This is a genomic window from Marivivens sp. ABH4_498, from assembly GCF_056160585.1.
The window spans coordinates 44056-70354 of record NZ_JBSWXL010000010.1; the positions used below are offsets into that span (position 1 = coordinate 44056).

Consider the following 26299-nt stretch of genomic DNA (forward strand, 5'->3'; position numbering starts at 1 on the left):
ATGACAGACTATCAAAGCCCGACGCAGAACGTCGATCTAACCAACTGCGACCGCGAACCGATCCACCAATTGGGCCGCGTACAATCGTATGGCGCAATGTTCGCTGTGTCGTCGGATTGGATTGTCCAACATGCGTCAGAAAATCTGTTTCAGGTGTTGGGCGTTTCGGTTGATGACGCTTTGGGGCAACCTTTGAATCGTATCCTGATGACATCGGGGTTTGAACGCATCCGCGAAAACCTGCGGTTTGTGCACGATAAAAATAGCGTCGTGCGTCTGTTTGCGATCAGTTTGCGCGATAGCGCGACTGTTTTTGACGTTTCCATTCACCAATCAGGTCATCACCTGATTATCGAATTCGAACCCAAATCGGCCCAAAGCGGCCGCGATGTATCGTCCGAAGTTTACGCCCAAATCGGTAAACTGCGCGGGTGTAGCGGGATTAATGATTTGGCCAATCGCGCGGCCAATGGTCTGGCCGAACTATGCGGGTTCGACAGCGTGATGGTCTATCAATTCCAGCCCGACCATTCGGGCGAAGTCATTGCCGAAATTCGCAAAGACGGCACCGACAAATACAATGGAATGCGGTTTCCAGCGTCTGATATTCCAGTGCAAGCGCGGGCGCTGTATAAACGGTCTTTGTTGCGTTTGATCGCCGATGTAGAGGATGAGGGCAAACAGATTGTCCCGCCAACCACGATGGACGGCGCGCCGATTGATCTGTCGCTGTCTGTCACGCGGTCCGTGTCGCCCATTCACATCGAATATCTGAAAAACATGGGCGTTCAGGCGTCGATGTCCGTGTCGATCATGAAAGACGGCGAATTATGGGGGCTGTTTGCCTGCCACAACCACAGCCCGCGTTACATCGATTACGAACGCCGCACGGCAATTGAATTGTTCGCGCATTTGTTTTCCTATGAAATCAGCACCCACGAAGACACGTCGCGCAAATCGATCGAAACCGAAACGGGCCGCGTGCAAAACCTGTTGATGGCCCAGATGGCAGCGGGCGAGCCTTTGGCCAAGGCGCTGCGGTCTATCCACGAAGACATCAAAACGGCCATTCACCACGATGGTTTGGTCCTGATCGAAGACGCAGCCATCTATACCGCAGGCGCCACCCCCAGCGACGAACAACTGTCGCGCATCGCGCGAAACCTAAACCGCACGATCAAAGCTAGCGTTTTCCACACAAACCAAATGCAGCGCATCGACGAATTCGCGGATGAATACGCCAAAACCAGCGCTGGTATGTTGGTCATTCCGATTTCGAAACGCCCGCGCGATTACATGATGCTGTTCCGCAAACCTGTCACAGCGCATGTCAATTGGGCAGGCGATCCGAACAAACCTGTGACGGTCGGCCCGAACGGTGTTCGCCTGACCCCAAGGCAGAGCTTTGACGTTTGGCAGCAAACCGTCGAAGGTCAATCCGCGCCTTGGACAGATGCGGAATTGCACGCCGCGGATTTGCTGCGTGTCACGCTGTTAGAGGTCTATCTGAACATCACCGATGCTGCGAATTTGGAACGCAAACGCGCCCATGAACAGCAGCAGCTATTGATTTCGGAGTTGAACCACCGCGTTCGCAACATCCTGAATCTGATGGGCGGTCTGGTTGCGCAAACCCGCAGCTCGGCCCGCACGCTAGAGGAATTTACAACCAATCTGGATGGCCGGATTCAATCGCTGGCCCGTGCGCATGATCAACTGACCGCCGAACAATGGGAACCTGCATCGCTAAAACAGCTGATTACCTGCGAATTTGACGCCTATTCGACGACCAGTCAGGATCGTGTCAGCATCACCGGCCCCGATGCCATGATCATGCCGAATGCGTTCACGACAATGGCGTTGGTGCTGCATGAAATGGCGACTAATTCCATAAAATACGGGGCGTTATGCGATAATAGCGGTCAGGTCCAGATCACGCTGACCGCGGATGCGAATGGCGGCATTACCATAAATTGGGTGGAACGTGGCGGCCCGCCTGTTACCCCGCCAAAACGCCGTGGGTTTGGCACGCTGATTATTCAAAATTCCGTTCCGCATGAATTGGGCGGCGACGCGGACGTTGATTATAAAATGACCGGGGTCGAGGCTCGTTTCCGACTGCCATCCACCGCAATTTCGCAAATTATCCAATCCACGACTGATGAACAGACAACCGAAGAACCCGCGCAGACCCAATCCGTTGGCATAACAGGCAGAGGGTTGGTGGTCGAAGACACGTTGATCATCGCGATGGACATCGCGGATATGCTGAATGATTTTGGTGCGTCCGAGGTCAAAGTCGTCGCCTCTGTGTCTGCCGCTCTGGAATGGCTGGCGGACAATCAGCCTGATTTTGCCTTGCTGGACGTCAATCTGGGATCCGAACAATCGCTGCCGGTTGCGAATGAATTAGCCAAACGAGGAGTGCCGTTCATATTGGCAACAGGCTATGGCGCATCCGAAGAATTGGTGAATATTTATCCCCCATGCGAAATCATTCAGAAACCGATATCGGACAGCAGTTTGCAGGCGGCATTGACGAAAATCCTGTCCTGACGCCCATTCTATGCGCTGTTAATTACTGTTCAGTGACAGCTGCCTTTGGACTGTATTTATCTGTCGGATGACCGCCTGTGGCAGCGTCTATCAAGACCTCTAGAAATGTTCGCTGTTCAGGGGTCATTTTTGCGCTTTGTCGCATGGATACTCCGACCGGTCCGCCCAGCAGGTCGTCGGCAATTGGCAATGTGGCCATAGATCCCTGTGCCAATTCTGTTTGAACGACGCCGTGTGAAATAAACCAGATGCAATCAGATGATTGCACCACCTGACGACCAAAGGCCAAAGACACAGTTTCAAAATCGGGTTTCGGATTTGGCAGCCCGTTCTGCAGCAGCCATGATTTGACCAGTGGCGCAATGACGGCCCCAGGCGGGGGCAGCATGAGCGGGAACTCTGCAATTTGCGACAGTTCGAAATCGGTCAATAGCGGGTGGTCAGGCCGCACGACGGCAACGACGCGATCTGTATACAGGGGACGAAAGGATAGCCCCTCCATCGCGTCTGCATTGGCCATTCGGCCCACAACCATATCGATCGATCCTTCGCGCAGCTGCGAAAGCAACAGCCAGTTAGGGCCTGTAGAAACCCGCAGCATGCAATCTGGTAGTTGGGTGTGCATCGCCAGTGCCGCTTTGGGCAATAGGGTCGTTGACGCGGTGGGTAGCGCGCCGATCAACAATCGGCTTTGTTGGCGCAGCGGTTCTTTGACCAAAGCCTCTGCCTGTTCCAACCCCAGCAAAGCGGCCCCTGCGTGTTGTTGAAAAACCTTTCCCCGTTGGGTCAGTCGCAGCCGCCGCGCGGATCGATCAAACAGCGGAATGCCTAAAATCGCCTCTAATTCGCGGATGGTTTTTGATGCAGCGGGTTGGCTGACATTTAACGCCATCGCCGCCGCCGAAAGGCTGCCCAGCCGCGCCGTTTCTGCAAATGTCACAAGGTGCCGCATTTTGATGCGAGGATCGATCATAGATAACCTATGGGTTATGAATAAATTCGGTTATTATAATTTTATATAACAACAAAGAATGACAAAAGATACGCAAAGAGGAACAATCGATGCAGACAGTGATTCACAATGGCGTAGCTTTCCATGTCCGTCTGGACGGGCCAAAGGATGGTCCGGCGGTGGTGTTCTGCAATTCCTTGGGCACTGATCTGCGGGTTTGGGATGCTGTGGTCGCGCGGCTGCCACAGATGCGGATTGTGCGTTTCGATAAACGTGGGCATGGTCTGTCTGACTGCCCCGACGGGCCATATTCCATCGAAACATTGGCCGATGACGCCGCTGCAATTGCGCTGGCGGTCGGGGTCGAAAAATTCACCTTTGTTGGGTTATCGATCGGCGGGCTGATTGGTCAGAAGTTGGCGCATACGCGACCCGATTTGGTGACGTCACTGGTTTTGATGGATACGGCCGCAAAGATTGGCAATGATGACATGTGGGACACCCGCATTGCGGCTGTGCGCGACACGGGGCTTGCGCCCATTGCTGATGCCATCATGCCGCGATGGTTTGCAAAATCGTTTTGCGATACCGATCCCAATTTAATCATGTGGCGCAACATGTTGGCCCGCACGCCCGCCGCGGGCTACATCGCCTGCTGCCAAGCCATCAAAGCCGCCGATTTGACCGAACAGACCCGCAATTTGTCTATTCCTGTCATCGCAATTGCAGGGTCCGAAGATGGGTCAACGCCACCCGAAATTGTTCAAAAGACGGCTGACCTATGCGGCGCGGATTTTCATTTGATTGATGATGCGGGGCATTTGCCATGCGTCGAAAAACCGGAACTGATTGCCGAAATCTTAAACAACTTTATCGGGAGCCAAACATGACGGAACGATACCAGCAGGGAATGCAGGTCAGGCGCGCTGTTTTAGGCGATGCGCATGTTGATCGCGCCGAACAGAACAAAACCGACCTAGATGTCGCGTTTCAGTCGTTGATCACTGAATCCGCGTGGGGAACTGTTTGGGCGTCTGATGGGATCACGCGCCGCGAACGGTCTATGATCACGCTGGCGCTGTTGGCGGCGACGGGCAATTTCGAAGAAATCCCGATGCATATCCGCGCGACTGCGAATACGGGCGCCACAAAACAGGACGTGATCGAAGCTTTTCAGCACGTCGCCATATATGCGGGCGTACCCAAAGCCAATCATGCGTTAAAACTGGCAAAAGCCACGTTTGCCGAAATGGAGGAGCCGACCGATGACTGATCAAGGTCCATTAATTCCGCGAAATCGCGACGTACATCCGGTTGCATACGATCCAGATTACAAAACCACTGTGGCGCGGTCTCCGAACCAGCCGCTGTTGTCGATGGAATCGTCGATCAGCGAAGAAACGGGCCCTGTGTTTGGACACAACCAATTCGGCGCGCTGGACAACAACCTGATCCTGAACTGGACCAAAGGCGAGGCACCAGCCGTAGGCGAACGCATTTTGGTCCATGGCCGCGTGTTGGATGAAAACGCGCGTCCAATCAAAGGGGCCTTGGTTGAAATCTGGCAGGCCAACGCGGGCGGACGGTATCGCCACCACAAAGACAGTTATTTCGCACCTTTGGACCCCAATTTCGGCGGTTGCGGGCGGACGTTAACGGATGAAAACGGCGGGTATCAGTTCTTGACGATCAAACCAGGTGCCTATCCTTGGCCAAACCGCGGGAATGACTGGCGTCCGCAACATATTCACGTGTCCATCTGCGGCCCGTCGTTTGGGCAGCGGCTGATTTCGCAGCTCTATTTCGAAGGCGACCCGCTGATCCCGCTGTGCCCTATCGCCAAAACGATCAAAGATCGGTCGCAGCTTGACCGATTGGTAGCTCCGCTGGATTTGGCGCATTCGCGTCCGTTGGATTATCTGGCGTATAAATTCGATATTGTGCTGCGCGGACGCCGTCAGACGATGTTCGAAAATAAATTGGAAGGGATGTAATCATGGTTCAAAAACTGGGCACATTGCAGGAAACGCCATCCCAAACCGCGGGGCCATACGTGCATATCGGGCTGATGCCAACATATGCAGGCAATCAGGGCGCTTACGAAAAAGAGGTAGGCGTCAGCCCCATTGCTAACGGTGCGCAGGGCGAAATCATTGAAATTGTCGGTTCGATCTATGACGGAACGGGCTGGGCGCTGCGCGATGCACTGTTCGAAAGCTGGCAGCCAGATGCCAACGGCAAATTCGTGGGCCAAGAGGGCGCTGACCCGCATGTTTCGGGCCATTGCCGCTTCGCGGCTGATGCCCAAACCGGCGAATTCACGTTGCGCACAGTGAAACCTGGATCAACGCCCTTGCGTGATGGCCGTCAGCAGTCCCCGCACATCAATTTGTGGATCGTCGCGCGCGGCATCAACGTGGGTCTGCAGACAAGGATCTATTTCGAAGACGAAGATAACTCTGCTGATCCTTTGCTATCGCGGATCGAACAACGGCCGCGGGTTGATACTTTGATCGCGAAAAAGATCGCAGACGGTCGGTATCGGTTCGATATCCGCCTACAGGGCGAAGGCGAAACAGTGTTTTTGGATGTCTAAATGATTGGCTCTTTTGATCATCCATGGCTGTCTGGTTTGTTTGGCGATGACCGAATGGGGGTCATTTGGTCGTCAGATCGGACTTTGGCCCATATGTTGGCCTTTGAATCCGCATGGAGCCGCGCCTTGGGCGATCATGAGGCGGCACAAGGCATTTCCACTGCTGCGATAGATATCGCCGATCTTGCCGTCGGAACGGGCAGGGACGGCGTGGTTGTCCCTGCGTTGGTCAAACAGTTGCGGGCATCGGTGGCGGGTGAAATCCACACCGGCGCCACGTCCCAAGACGTGGTTGATAGCGCGTTGTCTATGACTCTGCGTGATACGTCTGATCTGATTGCGAACCAGCTGGATCAATTGATTATTGGGCTGGATAAACTGGCCGACGCATTTGGCGCGAAACCTATGATGGGCCGCACGCGCATGCAGGCCGCGACGCCGATTACGGTGGGCGATCGTTTGCGCGCATGGCGGGACCCATTAGCGCGTCATGCGGAACGTTTGGGCGATCTGCGCCCCAAGGTCGAGGTTGTGCAAATCGGCGGGGCTTCGGGAAATCGGGTTAATGTGTCCGATGACTTTGTTGCTGGGGTCGCAGCTGAATTGGGCCTACGGGCCGTGCCCTGTTGGCACAGTGAACGTGACGGCATCGCGGAATATGCCAATTTTCTGTCAATGATCACGGGCAGTTTGGGTAAAATTGGCCAAGATGTGTGCCTGATGGCGCAGCAGGGGATCGGTGAAATTTCGCTATCCGGCGGCGGCGGATCGTCGGCCATGCCGCACAAACAGAACCCCGTTCTGGCCGAGCTATTGGTGACATTGGCGCGATTTAACGCGGTTCAACTGGGCGGTATGCATCAGTCAATGGTGCACGAACAGGAACGTTCTGGTGCGGCTTGGGCGTTGGAATGGATGATATTGCCATCCATGGCGATGGCGACAGGCCGCGCATTGTCGGCGGCGATTGACCTGATCGGCAACATTGAACGCATCGGCGATCAATGCAGGCGTTAACGAAATTCCCGTCCTGAAAATGAATGCCCATTTTACACGCATCTGATTACGGCTAAGCTGTTCGCCATATCCTAAACTGCGAGGCGCAGATGCTGTATACATTGGACCTATTTGCCACGGTTGTCTTTGCGATCACCGGCGCATTGACGGCGTCGCGCAAGGAAATGGATATTTTGGGTTTTTTATGGCTCGGCGCTGCGGCTGGCGTTGGCGGCGGAACCATTCGGGATTTGATTTTGGATCAGCCCGTATTCTGGACCGTATCGCCGACACCATTGGTGGTCAGTTTGTGCGCGGCAGCCGCCATGCATTTCATCGCCCCCGTTTTTCAGTCGCGCATCACCGTTATCACGTGGCTGGACGCATTCGGCATGGCATTCGCAGCGACGGCCGGCACGGTCAAATGCATTGGGTTGGAAACTTCGGGTATTGTAGCGGTTGTGCTGGGTGTATTTTCTGCGTCAGCGGGCGGGATCATCCGCGACCTATTGGGACAAGAGCCCAGCATCGTATTGAAAAAAGACATCTATGTGTCCGCCGCAGCGGCGGGCGCGACGGCGCTGGTTTTGCTAACTGTCGCAGGGGTTTCAATCGAAATCGCGTCAATCTCTGGGTTCGGCACCGCACTATTTCTGCGCGGTGCCGCCATTGCGTTCGGGTGGACGTTGCCAGTCTACAAAAGCCGCCCCGCGCGTACGCCCAGCGAATAACCTTAGGGCGGTTCGTATTCGAAAAATCGTACGTCCACGGCGCCCGACGGTTCGAATTTTTCACCCATCCAAAACCGCATGCAGGGTGTGATGCTTAATCAATCCGTCTGGCGGTTGAAAAAACATCGCGTCCCAAACGTTGCCGAATAATGCCGTATAGACCGCGTTTGTCGATCAGCATGACCGCAATCGCCAACGCGCCCATCAGCATCAGATACCACGTACCCCAGTCAGCGGCGAATTCGCGCAGGGCAAAAAAGACGATTACCCCTAGGATCGGCCCTTCGATCGTTCCCAATCCGCCGATCACCACGATAAAGATGACAAATGCCGTCCAGTCATTCAGCGAAAAGGCCGCATCGGGCGTGATCCGCAATTTCTGAAGAAAGATAAAGCTGCCTGCCAGGGCGGTCATACCAGCGGTCGCGACGTAAATGACGAATTTCACGCGGCGGGTGTTCACGCCCAGCGTTTCGGCGGCCAGTTCACTGTCGCGAATGGCGGTCAGGGCCAGCCCCCAACGGGACCGCAGCAATAGCCAGACAAACACGACCGACGAAATGCCGATGACAAACGCCATGTAATACATGGTTTTGTCCATCGCGGCGCCCTTGCCCAATGTGCGGGCGATCTGGATCGGCAGCGATATCCCCGACCCACCGCCAAGCGCGCCGACCTGCGCGGCAATGAGGCGAAAGACTTCGGCGATGACCCAGGTGCCGATGGCGAAATAGGCTCCGTTCAGTCGAAACGCGACCCAGCCCGTAGGCAGGGCGATCAACGCGGTCAGCAGCGCCCCAATCAACATCGCGGGAATGATTGGCACCCCGACAAAGATGGTCAGCGAGAAAAACAGGTATCCGCCCAGTCCCACAAAGGCCTGTTGCCCAACCGACAGGAGCCCTGTGTATCCCGCCAGCAGGTTCCACATCTGGGCCAACGCCAGATAGGCCAGAACCTCCATCAACAGGCGTAGGTCCGCGCGCGACGCCCACCATGGCGCGGCGGCCAGTACCAGCACGACGATGGCCATAAGCGCGATGGGAATATAGCGCGTTTTGGATTTGCCCGCGCTAAGTGTTCCAAGATCAGTAGAAGCCATGTCAGTGCACCACCTTTGGCATCAGCCCCGTGGGGCGGAAAATAAGAATTAGAAGAAAGGCGAGGTGACCCGCGAGGATTTGATAACCCGCATCAATTTGCGCGCCGATGGCCTGTGCCACGCCAAGGATAATCCCCCCGATCAGCGTGCCCCACAGATTGCCAAGGCCCCCGATAATCACGGCCTCGAATGCGAACAGCAGTCGCGCAGGGCCCGCCGCCGGATCAAAGTTAGTTTTCATCGCCAGCCAGATGCCTGCGATCCCGACGACGATCGATGCCAGCGCGGTGGCCAGCGCAAACATATGCGCACGGTTGCCGCCCATTAGTGGCAGGATTTCGGGATCATCCGACGTCGCCCGCAGCATCCGCCCCGTAGCCGTGCGATAAAACACCCATTGCAGCGCCGCGATAACGCCCACGGCCGTGATGAACATCAGCAGTGGCAAAACCCCGATAGCCAGTTCCTGACCAAAAGGAATAGACGCCGTTTCAAGCCACCCTGTCGGCAGTTTTTGACTGTCTGCAGAAAACCCTTCTAGAAGGGCGTTCTGTACGATGATCGACATGCCAAAGGTGACTAGGATCGGCGGCAAAATGTCTTTGCCCATCACGCGGTTCAGCAGGAATTTCTGGTTCAGATATCCCGCCGACGCCATCAGCCCGATAACCAGAACAACCCCGATTGCAGGTGGCAATCCCAATGAAACAACAAAGAATAAAATCGCGTAGGCGCCGACAACGATGAAATCGCCATGGGCAATATTAACAAAGCGCATGACGCCGAACATCAGCGATAGCCCCGCTGCGAAAAGCGCATAAAGACCGCCCAATAGGACGCCTTGCATAAGTGCGTTGAGCCAGATCATCAGACGGGTTCTCCTATTCCGAAATAAGCGTTGGCGATTTGATCGCGGGTGAGCGTTTCAGGCGTGCCCGTCAAAGTGACCCGTCCTTCCATGAAGCAATAGATACGGTCCGCCACAGCAAGCGCTTGACCCACGTCCTGTTCGACGACAAGGATCGACGTGCCTTTGGCGCGGATTTGCGGGACGGCTTCGTAGATGTCTTTGATGATTTTCGGGGCAAGCCCGAGGCTGATTTCATCGCAGACCAGCAGTTTTGGGTTGGCCATCAGCGCCCGACCGATCGCCACCATCTGCTGTTGCCCGCCCGACAGCGCCGTGCCGGGGTTGTTCCGTTTCGCCAGCAGATCGGGGAACAGGTCATAGACCGCTTCCAGCGTCCAAGGGCCATGCCTTTTGCCTGCCGCGCCGATCATCAGGTTTTCTTCGACGGTCAATGACCGAAACAGTCGACGGCCTTCGGGGACCATGGCCAGACCCATTTTGTGGATCGCATCCCCCGCCGCGCCGCCGATGGGTTGGCCATCGAACGTGATGGTCTGACCGACAGAACCGTGCAGTCCGGTGATGCACCGCAAAAAGGTGGATTTGCCTGCGCCGTTTGCCCCGATGATGGCGACTGTTTCGCCTTCGTTCATTGCAAAATCGACGCCAAACAGCGCTTGAAAATCGCCGTAATGCGCCGTTAGCCCGTGTGTTTCAAGCAGCGTCATCGACCGATATCCCCATATAGATTTCTTGCACTGTCGGATTGGCCATGACGGCGCGCGGTTCGCCCGTTTCGATGATTTTGCCAAAGTCGATGACCATCAAATGATCCACCACCGCCAGCAGGGCGTGGACTATATGTTCGATCCAGATCAGGGTGACGCCGCTGGCATGGATATCTTTGATCAGTGCGACCAGTTCATGACATTCCGCTTCGGTCAGGCCGCCCGCGATTTCATCCAGCAACAGCAACTCTGGCCCCGTTGCCAGCGCGCGGGCCAGTTCCAGCCGTTTCCGTTCCAGCAACGTCAGCGATCCCGCGGGCAGGTTTGCCTTGGGCAATAGGCCTGTGCGTTCCAGAATATCGCGGCACGCCGTTTCCGCATCGTCAAAGCCCGCTTTGCCGAATTGCGCGGCGGTTAGCAGGTTTTCAAAAACGCTCATTCCGACAAAGGGGTGCGGAATTTGAAATGACCGCGCGATGCCCGCATGACACCGATCAGCGGCGCGGCGGTCTGTGATGTCTTCGACCTTGAACGTGATCGTCCCAGACGATGGCGCCAGCGCCCCCCCGATCAGATTGAACAAGGTGGATTTGCCAGCGCCGTTCGGCCCGATCACACCCAAGGCCTGTCCCTTTGGCAAATCAAAGCTGACATCGTCCGCAACCTTGAGCGCGCCGAATGATTTATTGACGCCCGACAGGCGCAGTAAAGAAGTCATGTTTCCTCCCCCGAAACATGTGAATAGACGCCGGAGCAGGGGATGCCTGCTCCGGCGATTGGGCGCTAATTCCTTAGCCCCACGCCTGCATTTCAGAGGTCAACGCGATGTTCTGGTGATCCGAATTTTCAACGATTTCCAAGGTTGGCATGCCGGTGCCATCGGTACGCCATTGACCGCCCACTAGCGGGGTTTTGGCGACGTTTGGTACTGGTCCGTTCGCGAAATCGATGTTGCCGACCACGGTGTCCAGTTTGGTTTCGCCGATGGCCTTGGCGGTTGCATCTGGGTCGGTCGGATCTTCGGACCGCATCAGCGCATCCAGCGCGACTTCGAACAGCGAATGTTTGAAACCCAGAGGCATGGTCCATGGGTTGCCGCTGGCTGCTTCGTATTCGGTGGCCAATTCGGCAGACGACTGCCCTGTCAGCGACGATCCGAACGGATGCATTGGGGACCACCAGATTTCGGTGGTCAGATTGTTGGCACGCGCACCAAGCGGGGCAATGCCCTGTGGGAATTCGGACGCTTTGGCCACGTTCATGATTTTTGGATTAAAGCCCTGCTGAGCGGACTGGTTGAAGAAGGTGGTGAAATCAGGCGGGATTTGAACGCCCGTGACGATTTCAACGCCCGCATCTTTGAACGCTGCGATTTGGGACGAAAAATCATCGGTCATGTTCTGATAGCGACCGGTGTCGATCACTTCGTAACCGCGCTGCGCCATCGCCGCAGGGAAACCTAGGTTCGGATCGCCAAAGGCGTTGCCGTCAGGATCATTCGGCCACAAGCCACCGACGACTTTGTTCGTGGTGATCTGGTCCCACTGACCCAGCGAGACAGAGATCAGATCCTCTAGCCCCCAGAAGAAATGGTAGGTGTATTGAAACCCGACGGCAGGGTCGCCCTGGCGGCCGAAAAAGTGCGGCTGCCAAGGGGTGTCGTTCGTCACACACGGTACGCCGTTCAGCTCGGCTTGGTCGGCCACTGGGTTGGTGGTGTCGGGCGTGGACGTGGCGCAAATCAGGTTCACTTCGTCGTCGAAAATCAGTTCTTGCGCAGCGGATGATGCGCGGTTCGACGACGACTGGCTGTCTTTGACGATGATCTCTACGGGGTGTTTTGCCCCGTTGATCATAATGCCGTCCCCAATCTTGCGGCGCATTTGTTCTAGTGTGAATGCATCGGCTTCGGAAAAAATTGCCAGCGGTCCGGTTTGCGGTGTGACAAAGCCAATCTTGATCGGTTTATTGGCGGCATAGGCCGGCAAAGCTAGTCCCGATGTGCCAAGTGCGAGACCAGATGCTGCGGCTCGACCGATAAACTTACGACGTGTAATCACGTTGTTTCTCCTCCCTGTTTCTACGGGAAGAGGCCTCCTCTTGCCTCCTCCTGTTGGGTCAACGTGGCTGGGGGCGGAGTTTATGTGAAGGTATAGCATGATACCCATTTGGTTTATGAACGCGTGAAGCACGACAATGAAGGTATCAACGACATAACCCCGCATCGGCTGGCGACACGGGGTTATGTGTGAATTTCTGAAATGGTTTGTGCCTATGGCATCCGTTTCAAACCGTCGATGAAATAGGGTCGGAAACCGTCGGGGTGTTCGCTCATTGGAAAATGTCCCACTTCGTCCATGACGCTGATCGTTGCGCCGTCGATCTGATCAGCGGTGCGGCGGGCGTCATCGGGGGTGCAGGTGAAATCATAGGCCCCGACGATGAAATGAACGGGCGTTTTTGACGTATCAATGCGGTGCAACTGTCCGACCAAACTGTCGTCTTTGGTGTAAAAACTCAGATCGCCGCGAAATACGCCAGGCCCTGACTGCATGAACATCCATAAGGTATTCCAGCGTTCATTTTCGGGCGCTTGGGGCGAGATGTTTGTTGATACCAACGCCGCGCCCATTTCCCCGCCATGGGCATCAGGGCGGTGGAACCAGTCGATATCATACCATGCGGGTTGAAAATCGCTCGCTTCAATGGCCAGAAATCCAGAAAAGGCATCGGCATGATGCAAAGCAAGTTGCAGCGCGATGCGGCCGCCCATTGATGTGCCCGCCAGCACTGGACGATCTAGCCCCAGCGCGTCCACGACTGCCAGCACCGTTTGCATGTAGGTTTCCGTGGTCAACAGGTATTCTTCGGTCTGGAACCCTTCGGGCGGCAGGCTTTTGCCGTGCCACGGCATGTCAAAAGTGATGACACGGTTGGTCGCGGTAATCTCTGGATCGTTTAGAATGTGACGCCACTGACGGGTGTCGGACCCTGCGGTGTGCAGACACAGAACGGGGCGTCCTTGACCTGCTTCTTCGAAATAAATGCGCTGTTTGCGGCCTGCGACATCGATGGTGGCATAGCGTCCCGTGATCTGTTCGATGGTCATTGAACGACCTCCTTGGATGCGCGGGGTAGGGCGATGACCTCTTTAAAGAAACGCAGGTTTTTGATCAGCAGCAGCATGTCCCCGATGATTTCAGCGCGCCCGATTTTGACCATCGCAAAGATGTCGTGAAACCCTGCTGCGGGGACGGCTGTCCAGAATTCTGTCAACGCGGCCGCATCGGTGACAAAGCCGAAACGGTACGGCGTCTTTTTCGAAGGGCCTTCGACGATGCGGGTGATGTGGCCCTTTTCAAAAACAAGGTAGAATTCTTGTCCATCGACCTTGATCAATACCGTTTCTGAAAACAGCGCGCCGATCCGATGCAGATGTGGGGTGCGCTCTAGATCGTCGCGCATCCTGTTTAGGGTCTCTCTCATCGGCTCCTCCTTTGGTCCGTCGTGGGCGCAGGTCGCCCCGTAGTCGTGGCGGTAAAATGAAGCTGCGTGTTGTTGTCGGAAAGGTATCGGTCGATACCTAAAATACGCAAAGCGTATGGGTTCCATTCAACTTGGGTATCGCCCGATACCCGCTGGTAGTCTTTCCTCAGCCTGCACCGTCAGGCAATGTTGGTGGGTCATTTACGATCGCACCGCTCTGGAGGGGGCCGCGACGAGCTAAAATTGCGGAGGAGGATACCATGCGCAACGTAACCGTAGAAAACGTGACCGATATCGTCATCGAAGCCATCGGCGCAAGCGAACCCATCGGGGATCGCCAAAAAGAAATCATGACATCGCTGATCCGTCACCTGCACGGGTTCTGCAAAGACGTAAGCCTGTCACACACAGAATTCATGCAGGCGTGTGATTTTCTGGCGCGTGCTGGCGCCGTGTGTTCGGACAAACGTCAGGAATTCATCCTGCTTGGCGATATTTTGGGCGTCGAAGTGCTGTGCGATATGATTTCGAACCCAACGCCAAATGGCGAAACGGCGGGCACCGTGCTGGGGCCGTTTTTCCGTGAAAACGCTCCGATCCTGCCGCATGGCGCGTCGATCGTGCAAAAGCATTTCGACAACGAAGAAAGCGTATTCATCGAAGGATATGTACGTGACGCCGATGGTAATCCGGTCAAACAAGCCGTGATCGACATCTGGGAAGATGCGCCAAACGGTCTGTATGAAAACCACGATCCTGATCAGCCTGATTTTAACCTGCGCGGCCGCTTTGAAACGGATGAAAACGGCTATTACGCCTGCCGTGCGATCCGTCCTGTGCCTTATCCGATCCCGTCTGATTGGACCGCAGGTGAAATGATTTCCTACATGGGCCACCACACAATGCGCCCCGGTCACATCCACGTTGTGATCAACAAAGACGGATATCGCACCTTGGTGTCCCAAGTTTACGATGCCTCTTCGGACTACCTCGATAATGACTCGGTCTTTGCGGTCAAAGAAAACCTGATCGGCAACTTTGAAAAAGGAACCGAAGAACACGGCACGGATCTGTATGTGAAATTCGATTTCACCCTTGCTGCTGCAGATGTCGCGATGGCGGCCGAATAACCCGACGCGCAACAGGTGGCTCCGCGGTTTTTGGCTGCGGTGCCACGCAATTAAAATACAAAAACACGGACCAATCCAATGCCCGCACCCCAAACTGCAGCGCCTATCCAGATCGATGTGCAAGCCTGCCACGACACGACGATTGAACGGGTGCAAACGCGGATCATTGATTGCGTCACCACGCGGCGGCACAAACTGTCGAACACCGAACTGACCCACCAGTCCTTTGTCATTGTCGAAGTCACATTGGCAGGCGGCGCAACGGGCTGGGGCGAAGCCGCGACATTGGGCGGGCCACGTTGGTCCGAAGAAAGCGTGGAGGCGATCAAAGCCAATATCGACACCTATCTTGCTCCTGCATTGATCGGCCAAAACGCACTGGCGTTCGAAGCCAACGCACTGCGGATGAAAAAGGCCGTGAGCCGCAACACCTCTGCCCGCGCGGCGGTCGAAGGCGCACTGTATGACGCGGCTGGCCATGCTTTGGGCGTGAATGCACGCACGTTTCTGGGCGGCGCGGTTCGCGATCGGATCGAAGTTCTGTGGGCGCTTGCATCAGGCGATGCGGATCAAGAAATCGAAGAGGCCAAGGCAAAATTGACCGCGCGGGCCCACCGCCGTTTCAAAATCAAACTTGGGTTCTATGAACCGGCCCAAGATATGATCCGTCTGCGTAAAATCATGTCGTCCATGCCTGACGGCACCGAAATGGTAGTCGACGTAAACCAAGGCTGGTCCGAAGCCACCGCCATTCGTTATCTGCCTGAATTGGCCGAAATGAACATCGCGCTGATCGAACAACCGCTAAAGCCTGGTCAACTGGCCGCAACCGCCCGTGTCGCTGCGCGCAGCAGCATTCCGATCATGACAGACGAAGCGGCGTTTTCCACGCCTGAACTGGTGCAGAATGCCTGTGCCGCGACGGGCAGTGTCTATTCGCTCAAACTGGTTAAATCGGGTGGATTGATGGAACTGAAACGGGCGGCTGCGGTCGCCTCTGCCTTTGGGATGGAACTATACGGCGGATGCCTGTTGGAAAGCGGTATCGGGGCGGCAGTACATTTGGCTGTGTTTTCGACGCTGCCCGAACTTGAATGGGGCTGCGAACATTTCGGGCCGCGCATTCTGGCGAAAGATACGGTTTCGGACGGGTTGGAATTTGCCGACTACCACGCCACCGTGCCGACAGGTGCGGGGCTGGGCATAACCGTTGATCGCGATTACCTGCGCGACGTCACCCGCGCGTAAACCTAACGGCTGCGGGCGAATTTACGGGCCAGATCAAAGAAATTCATCACCTGTTGCGCGCGGTTGTCGCGTCGCGCATGCAATGTCAGTGCGGTGCCCGGATTGGTGCCCACATATTTGCGGTAAAACACACCCGGACGCGTTGTTTGCGCGACGCTGGACGGGACGACCGAAATCCCTACGCCAACCGACACAAGGCTGATCGCCGTCTGGAAATCCTGCGCCATTTCGGTTGCTTCGGGTTCGAACCCTTCGTCGCGGCAAATCTTTAGCACATAATCGGCATAGGATGGGCGCGGCCTGCGCGGGTATAGAACGAATGTCTGGTCCGCCAGTTCTGAAAATTTGATCGGCTCGCGCGATGCCAGTTCCGAATTGTCGGGGATCGCAAGCAGCAAATCTTCGCGGTTCAGCAGTTCCGATCGCAGTTCTTCGTCCTCTAGGGCTGGGCGGGCAACTGCGATATCGATTTCCCGCTGGATCAATGCTGAATGAAGCTCTGCATTGTTCATCGCGGAAATCGCCAGTTCCACTTTGGGATGGTGCGACCGATAGGATTTAATCAGGTTCGGCAGCACCCCGTGTGACGCAGACCCGACAAAGGCAAGCCGAACGCGGCCTTCGCCGCCCTGACCGACCAGTTTTGTTTCGCGATAGGCGTTGTCCAACCTGTCGATCAAAACCCGCGCGTGGCTTTCTAACACCTCGCCTGCTTGGGTCAGGCGGATTTGGCTACGGCTTCGGTCAAACAATTGCGCGCCGATATCCGTCTCTAGCGCTGCGATCTGTCGGCTTAGCGGGGGCTGAGCGATTTCCAACCGTGACGCAGCGCGGCCAAAATGCAGTTCTTCGGCGACGGCTATGAAATATCTAAGGCGGCGTAGTTCCATCGTGATGCTACCAAACGGGTATGAGATATTTGATTCTGATACCCGTTTGGTAAAGGATTTTCACACTAAATGGAATGACTGCAGGGCGAAAATAGCGAAACGGGGCCGATGGTGGCCCCGTCTGTTGTTAGGTCATCGACGCGTAAACCGCCGTTTCAAAATCCATGTACCCGCCGAACGATGCCGCATCGGCAAAGGGCAGGATCTGGGTGGCCCAATAGCCGCCGATGCCGTTTTTGCGGTCGATCCAGTAATAGCTATTGGCCAGCCCCGCCCACCCGATCGATCCCGCAGGGCGACCCGTTGGGGCCTTTTCGTTGTTGACCATAAAGGTGTAGGACCAATCTTTGGACTGACCCGGGAAAAATTCGGCATCGTTGGACAGGGACGGGATCACACCGGGTAGCATTGTTACCTTTTGCGGTGGTACCAGCGCGCCTTTTACGGCCCAATCCACGGTCTCGGATTTCAGCACGCGGCCTTTGGGGCCATTGCCGTCATTCAGCCACATGCGGATGAATTTCATGTATTCAGGCACCGTGGCATACAGCCCGTGACCGCCCATGTGCACTTCGGGGTCGTCGGGCAGGGCGAAATCATCCATTGGTGTCAGCGATCCGTCTTCGCCGCGGGCATGGATCGTGGCGGTGCGTGCCTTCATCGCGTCGGTGCGGGTAAAAGCGATGTCGTTCATGTCTAGCGGATCGAACACGCGTTCGCGCATCACATCGCCCAGCCGTTTGCCGCGCACGCCTTCGACCACCTGACCCAGCCAATCGATGTTGGTGCCATATTCCCATTTTTCGCCTGGATCAAAAAGCATCGGGGTTTCGATACAGGCGCGGCTGCCTGTTACCACTGATGGCTGCCCGTGGTCTTCGGCCAGACGTTTGTAGGTTTCGTTAAAGAAATCATAACCAAAACCGCCCGTATGCAGCATAAGCTGGCGCGCGGTGACGTCCGTTTTGGGCGCGCGCAAACGGGGGCTGCCGTCCGCGTCGAAACCTTCGATCACTTGCAGATTACCTAGGGCAGGGGCGTATTCTTTGGCGGGTGCATCTAGATCCAACAGGCCTTCTTCGACGCATTGCAGGGCGGTGGTGCCCGCAATCGCCTTGGTCGTGGAAAAGATGGCGAAAACTGTGTCTTCGGTCATTGGGTCGCCGCCGATCCTGCGTTCGCCTGCGGCGCCCGAATAGATCGTCTGATCGCGATCCGTGACCATTGCCACGACGCCTGGTACGCGGGTATTGCCCGTGCTGAGCCCGTTCAGAATGTCATCACAGCGCGCGGTGATATCGTTGATTTGAATGTCCTTCATTGGTTCCTCCCTCGAACATGTCAAAGCAGGATGCAGGCGCGCCGCGTTTTGCGCTGTTCGCAATCGGCAGGCGCTATTCGAAAACGGAACCTAAATTAGATGCGCCGGTTTTTGGCGCGGGTTTGTGATGGCAATTCGCCAAAGCGGTCGCGATACCGTCCCGCCAATGCGCCAAAGTTGGAAAAGCCCCAATCGGTGGCAATATCGGTGACGGTCTTATCCCCGTCCGCCCGTTCAAGATCGGCGCGGAACCCGTCCAGCCGCCGCGCAGACAGAAAGTCGCGGGGTGACAACCCGCGGAATTTCTGAAACCCGCCTGATAAAGTCCGCGCCGACACGCCCACACGCGCCGCGACCTCGCCAATGGTTGGCGCTTCGCGGGCTTCGGCTTCCATGATGGCTTCGGCTTGGCGCACGTATCGGGGCGCTGCGGCCCTTGCGCCGCCCTCTAGCCTGACGCCGGCCGCACCGGCCCATTGCCGCAGTAGTTCGACGCACAGCATTTCTTCGATATGGCGCGCCAGCGCGGCATCTGCGGCCACAGCGCCCGAACGGGTCAACGCGCGCACGGCATAATCCAGCAGCGACCCCCACGCGGATTGAACACCGCCGATTTTCACGCGGGCGGTCCATAGATCATCGTTGGGGACAAAGCCGAACCAGCGTTCCGCGATGTCCTCCATCAATTTGTGCGGGATGGTCAGGTTCAGTTGCATATGGTCCGGATCGCCCTCCAGCCAGTAATCCGCGCGTGAACAATCAACGACAAAACTTTCGCCTGCCGCTGTCCCGACCGAACCGCCATCGGTCTGATGGTTTAGCGCCCCGCGCACCGTATTCAGCACCAGGATATTGCCTGCAGCGGGGTCGAACCGATCCAGATAAATGCCGGTGCCATAGGAAAATCGGGTCATCGTGACGCCGCCTGCTTTGGCCGAAATCATCGTCGCGTCTGGTTTGGAACGCCGATCTAGTGGGCGCACATCATAGGGCATATAGACGTTGCGACAGAACGATTGGATTTCATCCCAATCGGTCGATGATGTCCTGCCGTCATGGCGGATCGGCTGGCCAAGTGAATCTAAAATAAAAGCGTGTTCTAACAAAATCACTCCTCCAAATGACTTCATCGAAGGGCTCACGTTAGCACGGATTTGTTATTGCACCAAAAGAATTGAGGTGGGTTGGGCCCGCCTCCTTCCAATCGGTCCTGCTTTAGACGGGTCGCTGCATGACCAACCGCCTGTCGGCTTTGTCCAGCGCAGAAAGGCGCTGAACAAGGTGATCAAAACGGTGCAGATGCCAGAATAACGCCCTACGCCAGATCGTTTGGCAGGATGTTTTGAGGGATGTTCTGGTAGCAGACGGGGCGTAGGAAACGGCGGATGGACAGGGTTCCGACGGATGTTGCGCCAAAGTTGGTCGAGGCGGGGTACGGGCCGCCGTGGACCATGCTGTCGCAGACCTCGACCCCAGTTGGGAACCCATTGGCCAACACGCGGCCGGCCTTGCGTTCCAGCACAGGCAGCAAGCGGCGGGCGAGATCGGTGTCGCCATCGTCCATGTGTAGCGTTGCGGTTAGCTGACCCGCGAAAGACCGCGCGACCTTGTCCATTTCGGCGGTATTTTTGGCGACAACGACAAGGCCCAGAGGGCCAAAGACCTCTTCGGACAGCGCGTGGTTGCCAATCCAATCGGCAGCGGCAACTTTGAACAAAAATGGCTTTGCTTCGCGGCGGTCACACATCGATGTCAGCAAATCTTGGACCCCAGCCTGCGCGCCCAGTTTTTCCGCCCCTGATGTATAAGCTAGTGCGATGCCGTCCGTCAGCATGACTTGAGCGGATTGTTCGGACAAGGAAGCGCGGGCCGCTTCGATAAAGGCGTCACTTTGGGCACCTTCGATCACTACTGCGATGCCGGGGTTGGTACAGAATTGCCCCGCGCCCATAGACAGCGATGCGGCCCAGCCTTGCCCCAACGCATCGCCGCGCGCGGCCACGGCTGCGGGCAGCATGAACATCGGGTTCACAGAGCCCAGTTCGCCGAAAAACGGGATCGGCACGTCGCGCTGTGCGCATAGATCAAACAGCGCGCGCCCCCCTGCAAGCGACCCCGTAAAGCCAACCGCATTGATCAGCGGATGTTGTACCAGCGTTTGACCAACGGTGCGGTCGCCCCCTTGAACGAGCGAGAAGACGCCTTTGGGCATCCCTGTTTTTAGGATCGCAGCATGGATCGCTTCGGCGATGATTTCGCCGGTTCCGGGGTGGGCGCCGTGGCCTTTGACCACGACAGGGCAGCCAGCCGCCAGCGCGGCGGCGGTGTCGCCCCCTGCGGTTGAAAACGCGAGTGGGAAATTAGAGGCCCCGAAAACCGCCACAGGGCCGATGGGCCGCTGCATCATCCGCAGATCAGGGCGCGGCATAGGCGCACGGTCGGGCAGCGCCGCGTCATGGCGACGGTCCAGATAATCGGCGGCAAGGATATGTTCGGCGAACAATCGCAGCTGCCCCGTGGTGCGCCCGCGTTCGCCTTGCAGGCGCGCTTCGGGCAGGCCGGTTTCCTGCGTCCCGATCTGGGTGATGGCATCAGCGCGGGTTTCGATTTCGTCGGCAATCGCATGAAGGAACGCGGCGCGGGCCTCGCGGCTGGAATAGCCGTAGTCCCAAAACGCCTCCTCGGCCGCCTCGACAGCGGCATTCACCACCTCGGGCGTGCCTTTGCTGAACCGATGCGCCGTGCCATGCGCGGGTTCGGACATAAACGTATCATCGGTGGCAACCCATTCACCTGCGATCAGGTGCTTGCCGTGCGGAGTAAAGGTCATAATCTGTTCCTTCGGAATTGAGCGTCGGGCGGGGTTTAGTTGCCCCAGCTTAGAACCAGCGGATCTAGCGGTTTTAAAAGGTCGATCAGGCGGGTTCGAATAGCGGGATGAAGAGGCGCCACGGGGTGGCGACACATCTCTGATTTGATAACGCCGCCTTCGACCATCGCGGCCTTGCACGATTGCCAGCCGCATTGGCGGTTTTCGTGGTTGATCGCCATGGCAACGCGGCCATAGGCGGCGGTGGCATCAACCATCCGGCCTGCGTGGAAATGGGTCAGGACTGGTTTGATCTGATCCACGATCATGCCAGAGGTCATCGACCCCGTTGCGCCCGCGTCTAAATCGGCCAAAAGCGTGATCGCCTCTTCGCCGTCAAACGGGGCCTCGATCGCATCGCCGCCCAATTCGATCAGCGCTCGGATTTTATTGGCCGCGCGGGGGCATTCGATTTTGAATAGTTTGACCTGTTCGATTTCTTTGGCCATTCGCACCAGCAGCGGCACAGAAAGGCCAACGCCTGACATCGGAGCGTCTTGCACCATAATCGGAATGCCGACTTTGGACACGGCCGCGAATTGTTCAAAGGTTTGTTCTGGCGTACCCTTGAGCGTGGCGCCGTGGTAGGGCGGCATCATCATCACGATGTCTGCGCCCAGAGATTTTGCATAACGTGCGCGATCGACCGCGATTTGGGTGGCGTAGTGGCTGATCGTGACGATCACAGGCACGCGGCCCGCAACATGTTCAAGCGAGACGCGGGTCAATATTTCGCGTTCGGCGTCGGTCAGCAGAAACTGTTCGGAAAAATTGGCAAGGATGCAAATACCGTCTGCGCCTTGGTCGATTAAACAATCCAGAACACGTTTCATGCCATCAAGGTCAAGCGTGCCATCGGCGTTGAATGGGGTAGGGGCGACGGGCCATATGCCTGTGTATTGGGTCATGGTGTTTCTTTCGGATTATTCGATGAACGGCGCGACGCAGGTGCGGCGGCCCAACGACAGGGCGTCACACACGTGGATCATCGGACGCAGGTCCATGTTGATCCCGCCGCGGGTAATCAGCTGGGCCATATTGGCGTAGAGGCGCGGGTATTCACCCGACAGGGGATTGTCGTCTGTAATCGCTGCGGCTGTGCCATCAATTTCGATCCGCGCGCCGCCGTCATGCAGGGTTAGCGTGCCATCGGTCGTAACCGCCGTGATGGACCAGATTTGATCCCCCGTTTGGCGGAAATCGAAATTGGCCGTGACCTGCGCGCCTTGTGGGTGAACAAACGTCAGATCGGCGGCAATCGGGGTTTGGCAGTTTTCGGGCACCATCAGATGCGCATCCGCTAGGTGAATGTCATGGGGCAATATTTCGGTTACAATCGACAGCGCGTTGATACCGGGATCAAAGACGCCCATGCCGCCTGGTTGCCAAATCCAGTCTTGACCCGGATGCCAGCGGCGTACGTCTTCTTTCCATGTCACGGTCAGCTGGGTTAGGGTTTTATCCGCTAGCCACGCTTTGGCTGCGGCGACTTTGGCCGCTTCGCGTGAATGCCAAGTCGCGTATAAAGAAACGCCATTATCACGGGCGATTTTTTCTAATGTATGGCACTCCGCCAGCGTCGCCCCCGGCGGTTTTTCCAGCATCACATGACGGCCGGCACGCAGCGCCTTGGCCGCGGTTTCAAAACGCGGTACGGGCGGCAGGCATAGGGAAACTACGCGGATATCGTCGCGCGCCGCAAGCAGCGCATCGATGTCGCCAAAGTGTTCCACTCCGTCCACTGTCCCGTGGCGCGAAACGGTGGCCGATAGCGTAAAATCAGAAGAGGCCGCCAAGGCAGGAACGTGCTGGTCGCGGGCGATTTTGCCGATGCCGATAAGAGCGATATCCATCAATGGCTATCCTTTCCTACGTCATTGCCGCGGCATCCCTTTAAAAAATCTAGGTCGGCGCCCGTATCGGCGCCTTCGACGTGTTGCTGATGCAGCCACGCATAACCGCTTTTGGGTGCACCGCCGAGAGGTTGCCATTGGGCCAGGCGCGCCTGCAGTTCGGCATCGGGGATGTCTAGATGCAGGCGACGACCCGCCACATCAAGTTCGATAAAGTCACCGTTTTGCACCACCGCCAGCGGCCCGCCTGCGGCGGCTTCGGGCGAGGTGTGCAAGACCACGGTGCCATAGGCGGTACCCGACATGCGCGCATCAGAAATGCGGACCATATCGGTGATGCCCTTTTGCAGAATTTTGGGCGGTAGGCCCATATTGCCGACCTCTGCCATGCCCGGATAGCCTTTGGGGCCGCAGTTTTTCATGACCATGATGCAGGTTTCGTCGATATCCAGATCGGGGTCATTGATTTTGGCTTTGTAGTCGTCGATGTCTTCGAACACCACGGCGCGGCCACGGTGCTGCAACAATTCAGGCGTTGCCGCCGAAGGTTTCAGCACAGCGCCCTTGGGGGCAAGGTTGCCTTTGACCACGACAATACCGCCCGATTGGGTCAGCGCCTGATCGGTGGGCAGGATCACATCTTCGTTGTGGTTTTGCGCGTCTTTGACTTCGTCCCAGATAGAAGAGCCCGTTACGGTCAGCGCGTCTTTGTGCAGCAGCCCACCTTCGCCCAGTCGTTTTAGAACCACGGGCAGGCCGCCCGCGTAAAAGAATTCTTCCATCAGGTATTTGCCCGAAGGCATGAGGTTGACGATCGTCGGGACCTCGCGCCCGCAGCGGTCCCAATCCTCTAGCGTCAAATCAACCCCGACACGGCCCGCCATGGCCAACAGGTGGATCACAGCGTTAGTGGACCCCCCGATAGCGGCGTTGGTGCGGATTGCGTTTTCGAACGCGTCTTTGGTCATGATATCGGACGGTTTCAGGTCGTCTTTGACCATTTGCACAATGCGGCGTCCCGACATTTGCGCGATGACACGGCGGCGACTGTCCACGGCTGGAATGGCCGCGTTGCCCGACAGCGCCATGCCCAAAGATTCCGCCATCGACGCCATGGTCGATGCCGTGCCCATCGTGTTGCAGGTGCCCGTCGAACGGGACATTGAACCTTCGGCCTCTAGGAACTCTTCTTGTGACATCTCGCCCGCTTTGACCGCTTCTGAGAATTTCCACAGGTGCGTGCCTGACCCGACACGTTCGCCTTTGTAATACCCATTCAGCATCGGCCCACCCGTGACGACGATCGACGGGATATCGCAGGACGCTGCCGCCATCATCAAGGACGGCGTGGTTTTGTCACAGCCGACCATCAAGACGGCGCCGTCCATCGGTTGTCCTCGGATGGTTTCTTCGATCGATAGGGCGGCCAAATTACGGAACATCATGGCCGAGGGCCGAAAGGTGTTTTCCGAGGCTGAGAATACGGGTACTTCAACGGGAAATCCGCCTGCTTCCCAGATGCCTGCTTTGATCTTTTCGGCCAGTTCTTTTAGGTGCGATCCGTTACAGGGCGACAGCTCTGAAAATGTGTTCAGAATGCCGATAATCGGGCGTCCGTCGAACAGGTCATGCGGGTAGCCCTGATTTTTCAGCCAGCCGCGATGATAGATCGTATCGCGCGAATTCCCACCATACCATTCCTGCGAACGCAGTTTGCGGGGCCATTGTGCGGGTTTGAAAGCCATCTGACTTGTCCTTCCCTTCAGGCTTAGGCCTGTTTGTTTTTGTTGTAGACGTCAAAGAAAACGGCAGCGAGAAGCACCAGACCTTTGATCACCTGTTGGTAGTCGATACCGATGCCCATGATGGACATGCCGTTGTTCATGACGCCCATGATGAACGCCCCGACAACCGCGCCTATAATTTTGCCCGAACCGCCCGACATCGAAGCCCCGCCGATAAAGACAGCGGCGATCACATCTAGCTCTAACGCAAAGCCTGCTTTGGGTGTCGCGGTGTTCAAACGGGCTGCAAAGATCATCCCGGCAAGCGCGGCCAGAACGCCCATATTGACAAAGGCAAGGAACGTCAGGCGTTCGGTTTTGATGCCCGACAGCTTTGCCGCCTTTTCATTGCCGCCAAGCGCATAGATGCGGCGTCCGATAACGGTGCGCGACGTGATAAAAGCGTAAACCAAGATCAGAATACCCATGGTCACGACCACGTTTGGCAGACCGCGGAAAGTCGACAGTTTGAACATCAAAAAGATGATAGCGGCGGACACGATGGCAGTGCGGCCCCAGAACAGCCCTGCAGGTTCATCGTCGATACCGTATTGGGCATTGCGGGCACGTGTTTTCAGGCCCATCTGCACTACGGCAGCCGCAGCGATCAGTCCGATCATCAAACACAATACATTGAATTTGCGCGCGCCAAACAGCTGCGCCAGCCCGTCACCCCAAGCGGCAGGGAATATGTCGCCGACAAAACCCGTCGACAGGATCTGAAATTCCTTTGGGAAAGGGCCAACGGATTGGCCTTCTAGTAGCCACAAAGACAGCCCACGAAAAACCAGCATACCGGCAAGCGTCACGATAAAGGACGGGATGCGCCAAAACGCTACAAAATACCCCTGCGCCGCACCGATCACGCCGCCGACCACAAGGCAAATTGCCATGGTCACAGGAACGGGCAGGTTCTGTTCGACAATTAGAACAGCGGCTAATGCGCCGACAAACCCCATGACCGAACCGACCGACAGGTCGATATGCCCCGCCACAATGACGATCAGCATGCCTAGCGCCATGATGATAATGTAACTGTTCTGAAGGAACAGGTTGGTGATGTTTACAGGGCGCATCAGCGTGCCGTTCGTCACGATCTGGAAAAATGCCATGATAGCGATCAGCGCAAACAGCAGACCGTAGTCGCGCATGTGGCCCGCCAAATGGGCTTTGATCCCTTTTTGAGTGTTCGTCGTCATTTCCCCAG

At 56.6% G+C, this 26299-nt stretch carries 25 protein-coding genes; 9 read left to right on the forward strand and 16 right to left on the reverse strand.

All coding sequences use genetic code 11. The annotated features are described in order from the left end of the window. The gene (locus ACXAGA_RS15830) at nucleotides 1-2556 is read left to right on the forward strand and encodes an HWE histidine kinase domain-containing protein (RefSeq protein ID WP_475118439.1); all 2556 of its coding nucleotides are present in this window, start codon (nucleotides 1-3) and stop codon (nucleotides 2554-2556) included. 22 nt (nucleotides 2557-2578) lie between these two features. Here the strand turns inward: ACXAGA_RS15830 and pcaQ are convergent, their stop codons facing one another. Next, on the reverse strand, nucleotides 2579-3529 hold the full coding sequence (pcaQ, locus tag ACXAGA_RS15835) for a pca operon transcription factor PcaQ (RefSeq protein ID WP_475118440.1): 951 nt from the start codon (nucleotides 3527-3529) through the stop codon (nucleotides 2579-2581). 89 nt (nucleotides 3530-3618) lie between these two features. Here pcaQ and pcaD point away from each other — a divergent pair, with 89 nt between their 5' ends. The 6 genes from pcaD to ACXAGA_RS15865 all read left to right on the forward strand — a co-directional run bounded on the left by pcaD (nucleotide 3619) and on the right by ACXAGA_RS15865 (nucleotide 7831). Beyond that, nucleotides 3619-4398, forward strand: a complete 780-nt coding sequence (gene pcaD / locus ACXAGA_RS15840) for a 3-oxoadipate enol-lactonase (protein WP_475118441.1) — start codon at nucleotides 3619-3621, stop codon at nucleotides 4396-4398. Further along, on the forward strand, nucleotides 4395-4781 hold the full coding sequence (gene pcaC, locus ACXAGA_RS15845) for a 4-carboxymuconolactone decarboxylase (RefSeq protein WP_475118442.1): 387 nt from the start codon (nucleotides 4395-4397) through the stop codon (nucleotides 4779-4781). The genes pcaD and pcaC overlap by 4 nt, the downstream gene beginning before the upstream one ends. Then, nucleotides 4774-5502, forward strand: a complete 729-nt coding sequence (pcaH, locus tag ACXAGA_RS15850; protein ID WP_475118443.1) for a protocatechuate 3,4-dioxygenase subunit beta — start codon at nucleotides 4774-4776, stop codon at nucleotides 5500-5502. The genes pcaC and pcaH overlap by 8 nt, the downstream gene beginning before the upstream one ends. Nucleotides 5503-5504: 2 nt before the next feature. After that, the gene (gene pcaG, locus ACXAGA_RS15855) at nucleotides 5505-6104 is read left to right on the forward strand and encodes a protocatechuate 3,4-dioxygenase subunit alpha (RefSeq protein WP_475118444.1); all 600 of its coding nucleotides are present in this window, start codon (nucleotides 5505-5507) and stop codon (nucleotides 6102-6104) included. Continuing rightward, nucleotides 6105-7121 carry a 3-carboxy-cis,cis-muconate cycloisomerase gene (locus tag ACXAGA_RS15860; RefSeq protein WP_475118445.1) on the forward strand — a complete coding sequence of 339 codons (1017 nt, stop codon included), beginning with the start codon at nucleotides 6105-6107 and terminating at the stop codon, nucleotides 7119-7121. An 89-nt stretch (nucleotides 7122-7210) separates the two neighbouring features. Then, nucleotides 7211-7831 carry a trimeric intracellular cation channel family protein gene (locus tag ACXAGA_RS15865; RefSeq protein ID WP_475118446.1) on the forward strand — a complete coding sequence of 207 codons (621 nt, stop codon included), beginning with the start codon at nucleotides 7211-7213 and terminating at the stop codon, nucleotides 7829-7831. 94 nt (nucleotides 7832-7925) lie between these two features. Here the strand turns inward: ACXAGA_RS15865 and ACXAGA_RS15870 are convergent, their stop codons facing one another. The 7 genes from ACXAGA_RS15870 to ACXAGA_RS15900 form a co-directional block, all read right to left on the reverse strand. Next, nucleotides 7926-8933 (reverse strand): branched-chain amino acid ABC transporter permease, encoded by a 1008-nt coding sequence (locus tag ACXAGA_RS15870; protein ID WP_475118447.1) that lies wholly within the window; start codon nucleotides 8931-8933, stop codon nucleotides 7926-7928. A gap of 1 nt (nucleotide 8934) precedes the next feature. Continuing rightward, nucleotides 8935-9801 (reverse strand): branched-chain amino acid ABC transporter permease, encoded by an 867-nt coding sequence (locus ACXAGA_RS15875; RefSeq protein ID WP_475118448.1) that lies wholly within the window; start codon nucleotides 9799-9801, stop codon nucleotides 8935-8937. Beyond that, the gene (locus tag ACXAGA_RS15880; protein WP_475118449.1) at nucleotides 9801-10511 is read right to left on the reverse strand and encodes an ABC transporter ATP-binding protein; all 711 of its coding nucleotides are present in this window, start codon (nucleotides 10509-10511) and stop codon (nucleotides 9801-9803) included. The genes ACXAGA_RS15875 and ACXAGA_RS15880 overlap by 1 nt, the downstream gene beginning before the upstream one ends. Further along, nucleotides 10498-11229, reverse strand: a complete 732-nt coding sequence (locus ACXAGA_RS15885; protein ID WP_475118450.1) for an ABC transporter ATP-binding protein — start codon at nucleotides 11227-11229, stop codon at nucleotides 10498-10500. The genes ACXAGA_RS15880 and ACXAGA_RS15885 overlap by 14 nt, the downstream gene beginning before the upstream one ends. Nucleotides 11230-11302: 73 nt before the next feature. Beyond that, nucleotides 11303-12571, reverse strand: coding sequence for an ABC transporter substrate-binding protein (locus ACXAGA_RS15890; RefSeq protein ID WP_475118451.1), 1269 nt, complete (start codon nucleotides 12569-12571; stop codon nucleotides 11303-11305). Between the two features lie 212 nt (nucleotides 12572-12783). Further along, the gene (locus ACXAGA_RS15895; RefSeq protein ID WP_475118452.1) at nucleotides 12784-13620 is read right to left on the reverse strand and encodes an alpha/beta fold hydrolase; all 837 of its coding nucleotides are present in this window, start codon (nucleotides 13618-13620) and stop codon (nucleotides 12784-12786) included. Next, nucleotides 13617-13997: a hypothetical protein gene (locus ACXAGA_RS15900; RefSeq protein WP_475118453.1), complete on the reverse strand. Its 381-nt coding sequence runs from the start codon at nucleotides 13995-13997 to the stop codon at nucleotides 13617-13619. The genes ACXAGA_RS15895 and ACXAGA_RS15900 overlap by 4 nt, the downstream gene beginning before the upstream one ends. 260 nt (nucleotides 13998-14257) lie before the next feature. Between ACXAGA_RS15900 and ACXAGA_RS15905 the strand changes: the two genes are divergently transcribed. Continuing rightward, nucleotides 14258-15127 (forward strand): dioxygenase family protein, encoded by an 870-nt coding sequence (locus ACXAGA_RS15905; protein WP_475118454.1) that lies wholly within the window; start codon nucleotides 14258-14260, stop codon nucleotides 15125-15127. A gap of 78 nt (nucleotides 15128-15205) precedes the next feature. After that, entirely contained in the window at nucleotides 15206-16375 is a 1170-nt protein-coding gene (locus ACXAGA_RS15910) for a muconate/chloromuconate family cycloisomerase (RefSeq protein WP_475118455.1), read from the forward strand. A gap of 2 nt (nucleotides 16376-16377) precedes the next feature. Here the strand turns inward: ACXAGA_RS15910 and ACXAGA_RS15915 are convergent, their stop codons facing one another. From ACXAGA_RS15915 to mmsB, 8 genes are all read right to left on the reverse strand, one after another. Beyond that, on the reverse strand, nucleotides 16378-17265 hold the full coding sequence (locus ACXAGA_RS15915) for a LysR substrate-binding domain-containing protein (protein ID WP_475118456.1): 888 nt from the start codon (nucleotides 17263-17265) through the stop codon (nucleotides 16378-16380). Nucleotides 17266-17392: 127 nt separating this feature from the next. Then, complete coding sequence (gene acmB, locus ACXAGA_RS15920; RefSeq protein ID WP_475118457.1) at nucleotides 17393-18586, reverse strand: methyl acetate hydrolase AcmB; 1194 nt, start codon at nucleotides 18584-18586, stop codon at nucleotides 17393-17395. A 95-nt stretch (nucleotides 18587-18681) separates the two neighbouring features. After that, nucleotides 18682-19692, reverse strand: coding sequence for an AraC family transcriptional regulator (locus ACXAGA_RS15925; protein ID WP_475118458.1), 1011 nt, complete (start codon nucleotides 19690-19692; stop codon nucleotides 18682-18684). Between the two features lie 209 nt (nucleotides 19693-19901). Beyond that, nucleotides 19902-21416, reverse strand: coding sequence for an aldehyde dehydrogenase (NADP(+)) (locus ACXAGA_RS15930; protein WP_475118459.1), 1515 nt, complete (start codon nucleotides 21414-21416; stop codon nucleotides 19902-19904). Between the two features lie 35 nt (nucleotides 21417-21451). After that, nucleotides 21452-22363, reverse strand: a complete 912-nt coding sequence (locus ACXAGA_RS15935; protein WP_475118460.1) for a dihydrodipicolinate synthase family protein — start codon at nucleotides 22361-22363, stop codon at nucleotides 21452-21454. A gap of 15 nt (nucleotides 22364-22378) precedes the next feature. Further along, nucleotides 22379-23308 carry a Gfo/Idh/MocA family protein gene (locus ACXAGA_RS15940; protein WP_475118461.1) on the reverse strand — a complete coding sequence of 310 codons (930 nt, stop codon included), beginning with the start codon at nucleotides 23306-23308 and terminating at the stop codon, nucleotides 22379-22381. Then, complete coding sequence (gene araD, locus ACXAGA_RS15945; protein ID WP_475118462.1) at nucleotides 23308-25053, reverse strand: L-arabinonate dehydratase; 1746 nt, start codon at nucleotides 25051-25053, stop codon at nucleotides 23308-23310. The genes ACXAGA_RS15940 and araD overlap by 1 nt, the downstream gene beginning before the upstream one ends. Nucleotides 25054-25076: 23 nt before the next feature. Further along, complete coding sequence (gene mmsB, locus ACXAGA_RS15950) at nucleotides 25077-26291, reverse strand: multiple monosaccharide ABC transporter permease (protein WP_475118463.1); 1215 nt, start codon at nucleotides 26289-26291, stop codon at nucleotides 25077-25079. Between the last annotated feature and the right edge of the window lie 8 nt (nucleotides 26292-26299).

What these genes read in the sequence shown, in the direction of transcription:
- ACXAGA_RS15935 (WP_475118460.1), bottom strand. Translation starts at nt 22,363, where the DNA reads ATGACCCAATACACAGGCATATGGCCCGTCGCCCCTACCCCATTCAAC.
- ACXAGA_RS15915 (WP_475118456.1), bottom strand. Translation starts at nt 17,265, where the DNA reads ATGGAACTACGCCGCCTTAGATATTTCATAGCCGTCGCCGAAGAACTG.
- ACXAGA_RS15865 (WP_475118446.1), top strand. Translation starts at nt 7,211, where the DNA reads ATGCTGTATACATTGGACCTATTTGCCACGGTTGTCTTTGCGATCACC.
- ACXAGA_RS15830 (WP_475118439.1), top strand. Translation starts at nt 1, where the DNA reads ATGACAGACTATCAAAGCCCGACGCAGAACGTCGATCTAACCAACTGC.
- pcaC (WP_475118442.1), top strand. Translation starts at nt 4,395, where the DNA reads ATGACGGAACGATACCAGCAGGGAATGCAGGTCAGGCGCGCTGTTTTA.
- ACXAGA_RS15875 (WP_475118448.1), bottom strand. Translation starts at nt 9,801, where the DNA reads ATGATCTGGCTCAACGCACTTATGCAAGGCGTCCTATTGGGCGGTCTT.
- ACXAGA_RS15900 (WP_475118453.1), bottom strand. Translation starts at nt 13,997, where the DNA reads ATGAGAGAGACCCTAAACAGGATGCGCGACGATCTAGAGCGCACCCCA.
- ACXAGA_RS15930 (WP_475118459.1), bottom strand. Translation starts at nt 21,416, where the DNA reads ATGACCTTTACTCCGCACGGCAAGCACCTGATCGCAGGTGAATGGGTT.
- ACXAGA_RS15905 (WP_475118454.1), top strand. Translation starts at nt 14,258, where the DNA reads ATGCGCAACGTAACCGTAGAAAACGTGACCGATATCGTCATCGAAGCC.
- ACXAGA_RS15895 (WP_475118452.1), bottom strand. Translation starts at nt 13,620, where the DNA reads ATGACCATCGAACAGATCACGGGACGCTATGCCACCATCGATGTCGCA.
- pcaG (WP_475118444.1), top strand. Translation starts at nt 5,505, where the DNA reads ATGGTTCAAAAACTGGGCACATTGCAGGAAACGCCATCCCAAACCGCG.
- ACXAGA_RS15885 (WP_475118450.1), bottom strand. Translation starts at nt 11,229, where the DNA reads ATGACTTCTTTACTGCGCCTGTCGGGCGTCAATAAATCATTCGGCGCG.
- pcaD (WP_475118441.1), top strand. Translation starts at nt 3,619, where the DNA reads ATGCAGACAGTGATTCACAATGGCGTAGCTTTCCATGTCCGTCTGGAC.
- ACXAGA_RS15910 (WP_475118455.1), top strand. Translation starts at nt 15,206, where the DNA reads ATGCCCGCACCCCAAACTGCAGCGCCTATCCAGATCGATGTGCAAGCC.
- acmB (WP_475118457.1), bottom strand. Translation starts at nt 18,586, where the DNA reads ATGAAGGACATTCAAATCAACGATATCACCGCGCGCTGTGATGACATT.
- ACXAGA_RS15880 (WP_475118449.1), bottom strand. Translation starts at nt 10,511, where the DNA reads ATGACGCTGCTTGAAACACACGGGCTAACGGCGCATTACGGCGATTTT.
- ACXAGA_RS15870 (WP_475118447.1), bottom strand. Translation starts at nt 8,933, where the DNA reads ATGGCTTCTACTGATCTTGGAACACTTAGCGCGGGCAAATCCAAAACG.
- ACXAGA_RS15940 (WP_475118461.1), bottom strand. Translation starts at nt 23,308, where the DNA reads ATGGATATCGCTCTTATCGGCATCGGCAAAATCGCCCGCGACCAGCAC.
- mmsB (WP_475118463.1), bottom strand. Translation starts at nt 26,291, where the DNA reads ATGACGACGAACACTCAAAAAGGGATCAAAGCCCATTTGGCGGGCCAC.
- araD (WP_475118462.1), bottom strand. Translation starts at nt 25,053, where the DNA reads ATGGCTTTCAAACCCGCACAATGGCCCCGCAAACTGCGTTCGCAGGAA.
- pcaH (WP_475118443.1), top strand. Translation starts at nt 4,774, where the DNA reads ATGACTGATCAAGGTCCATTAATTCCGCGAAATCGCGACGTACATCCG.
- ACXAGA_RS15860 (WP_475118445.1), top strand. Translation starts at nt 6,105, where the DNA reads ATGATTGGCTCTTTTGATCATCCATGGCTGTCTGGTTTGTTTGGCGAT.
- pcaQ (WP_475118440.1), bottom strand. Translation starts at nt 3,529, where the DNA reads ATGATCGATCCTCGCATCAAAATGCGGCACCTTGTGACATTTGCAGAA.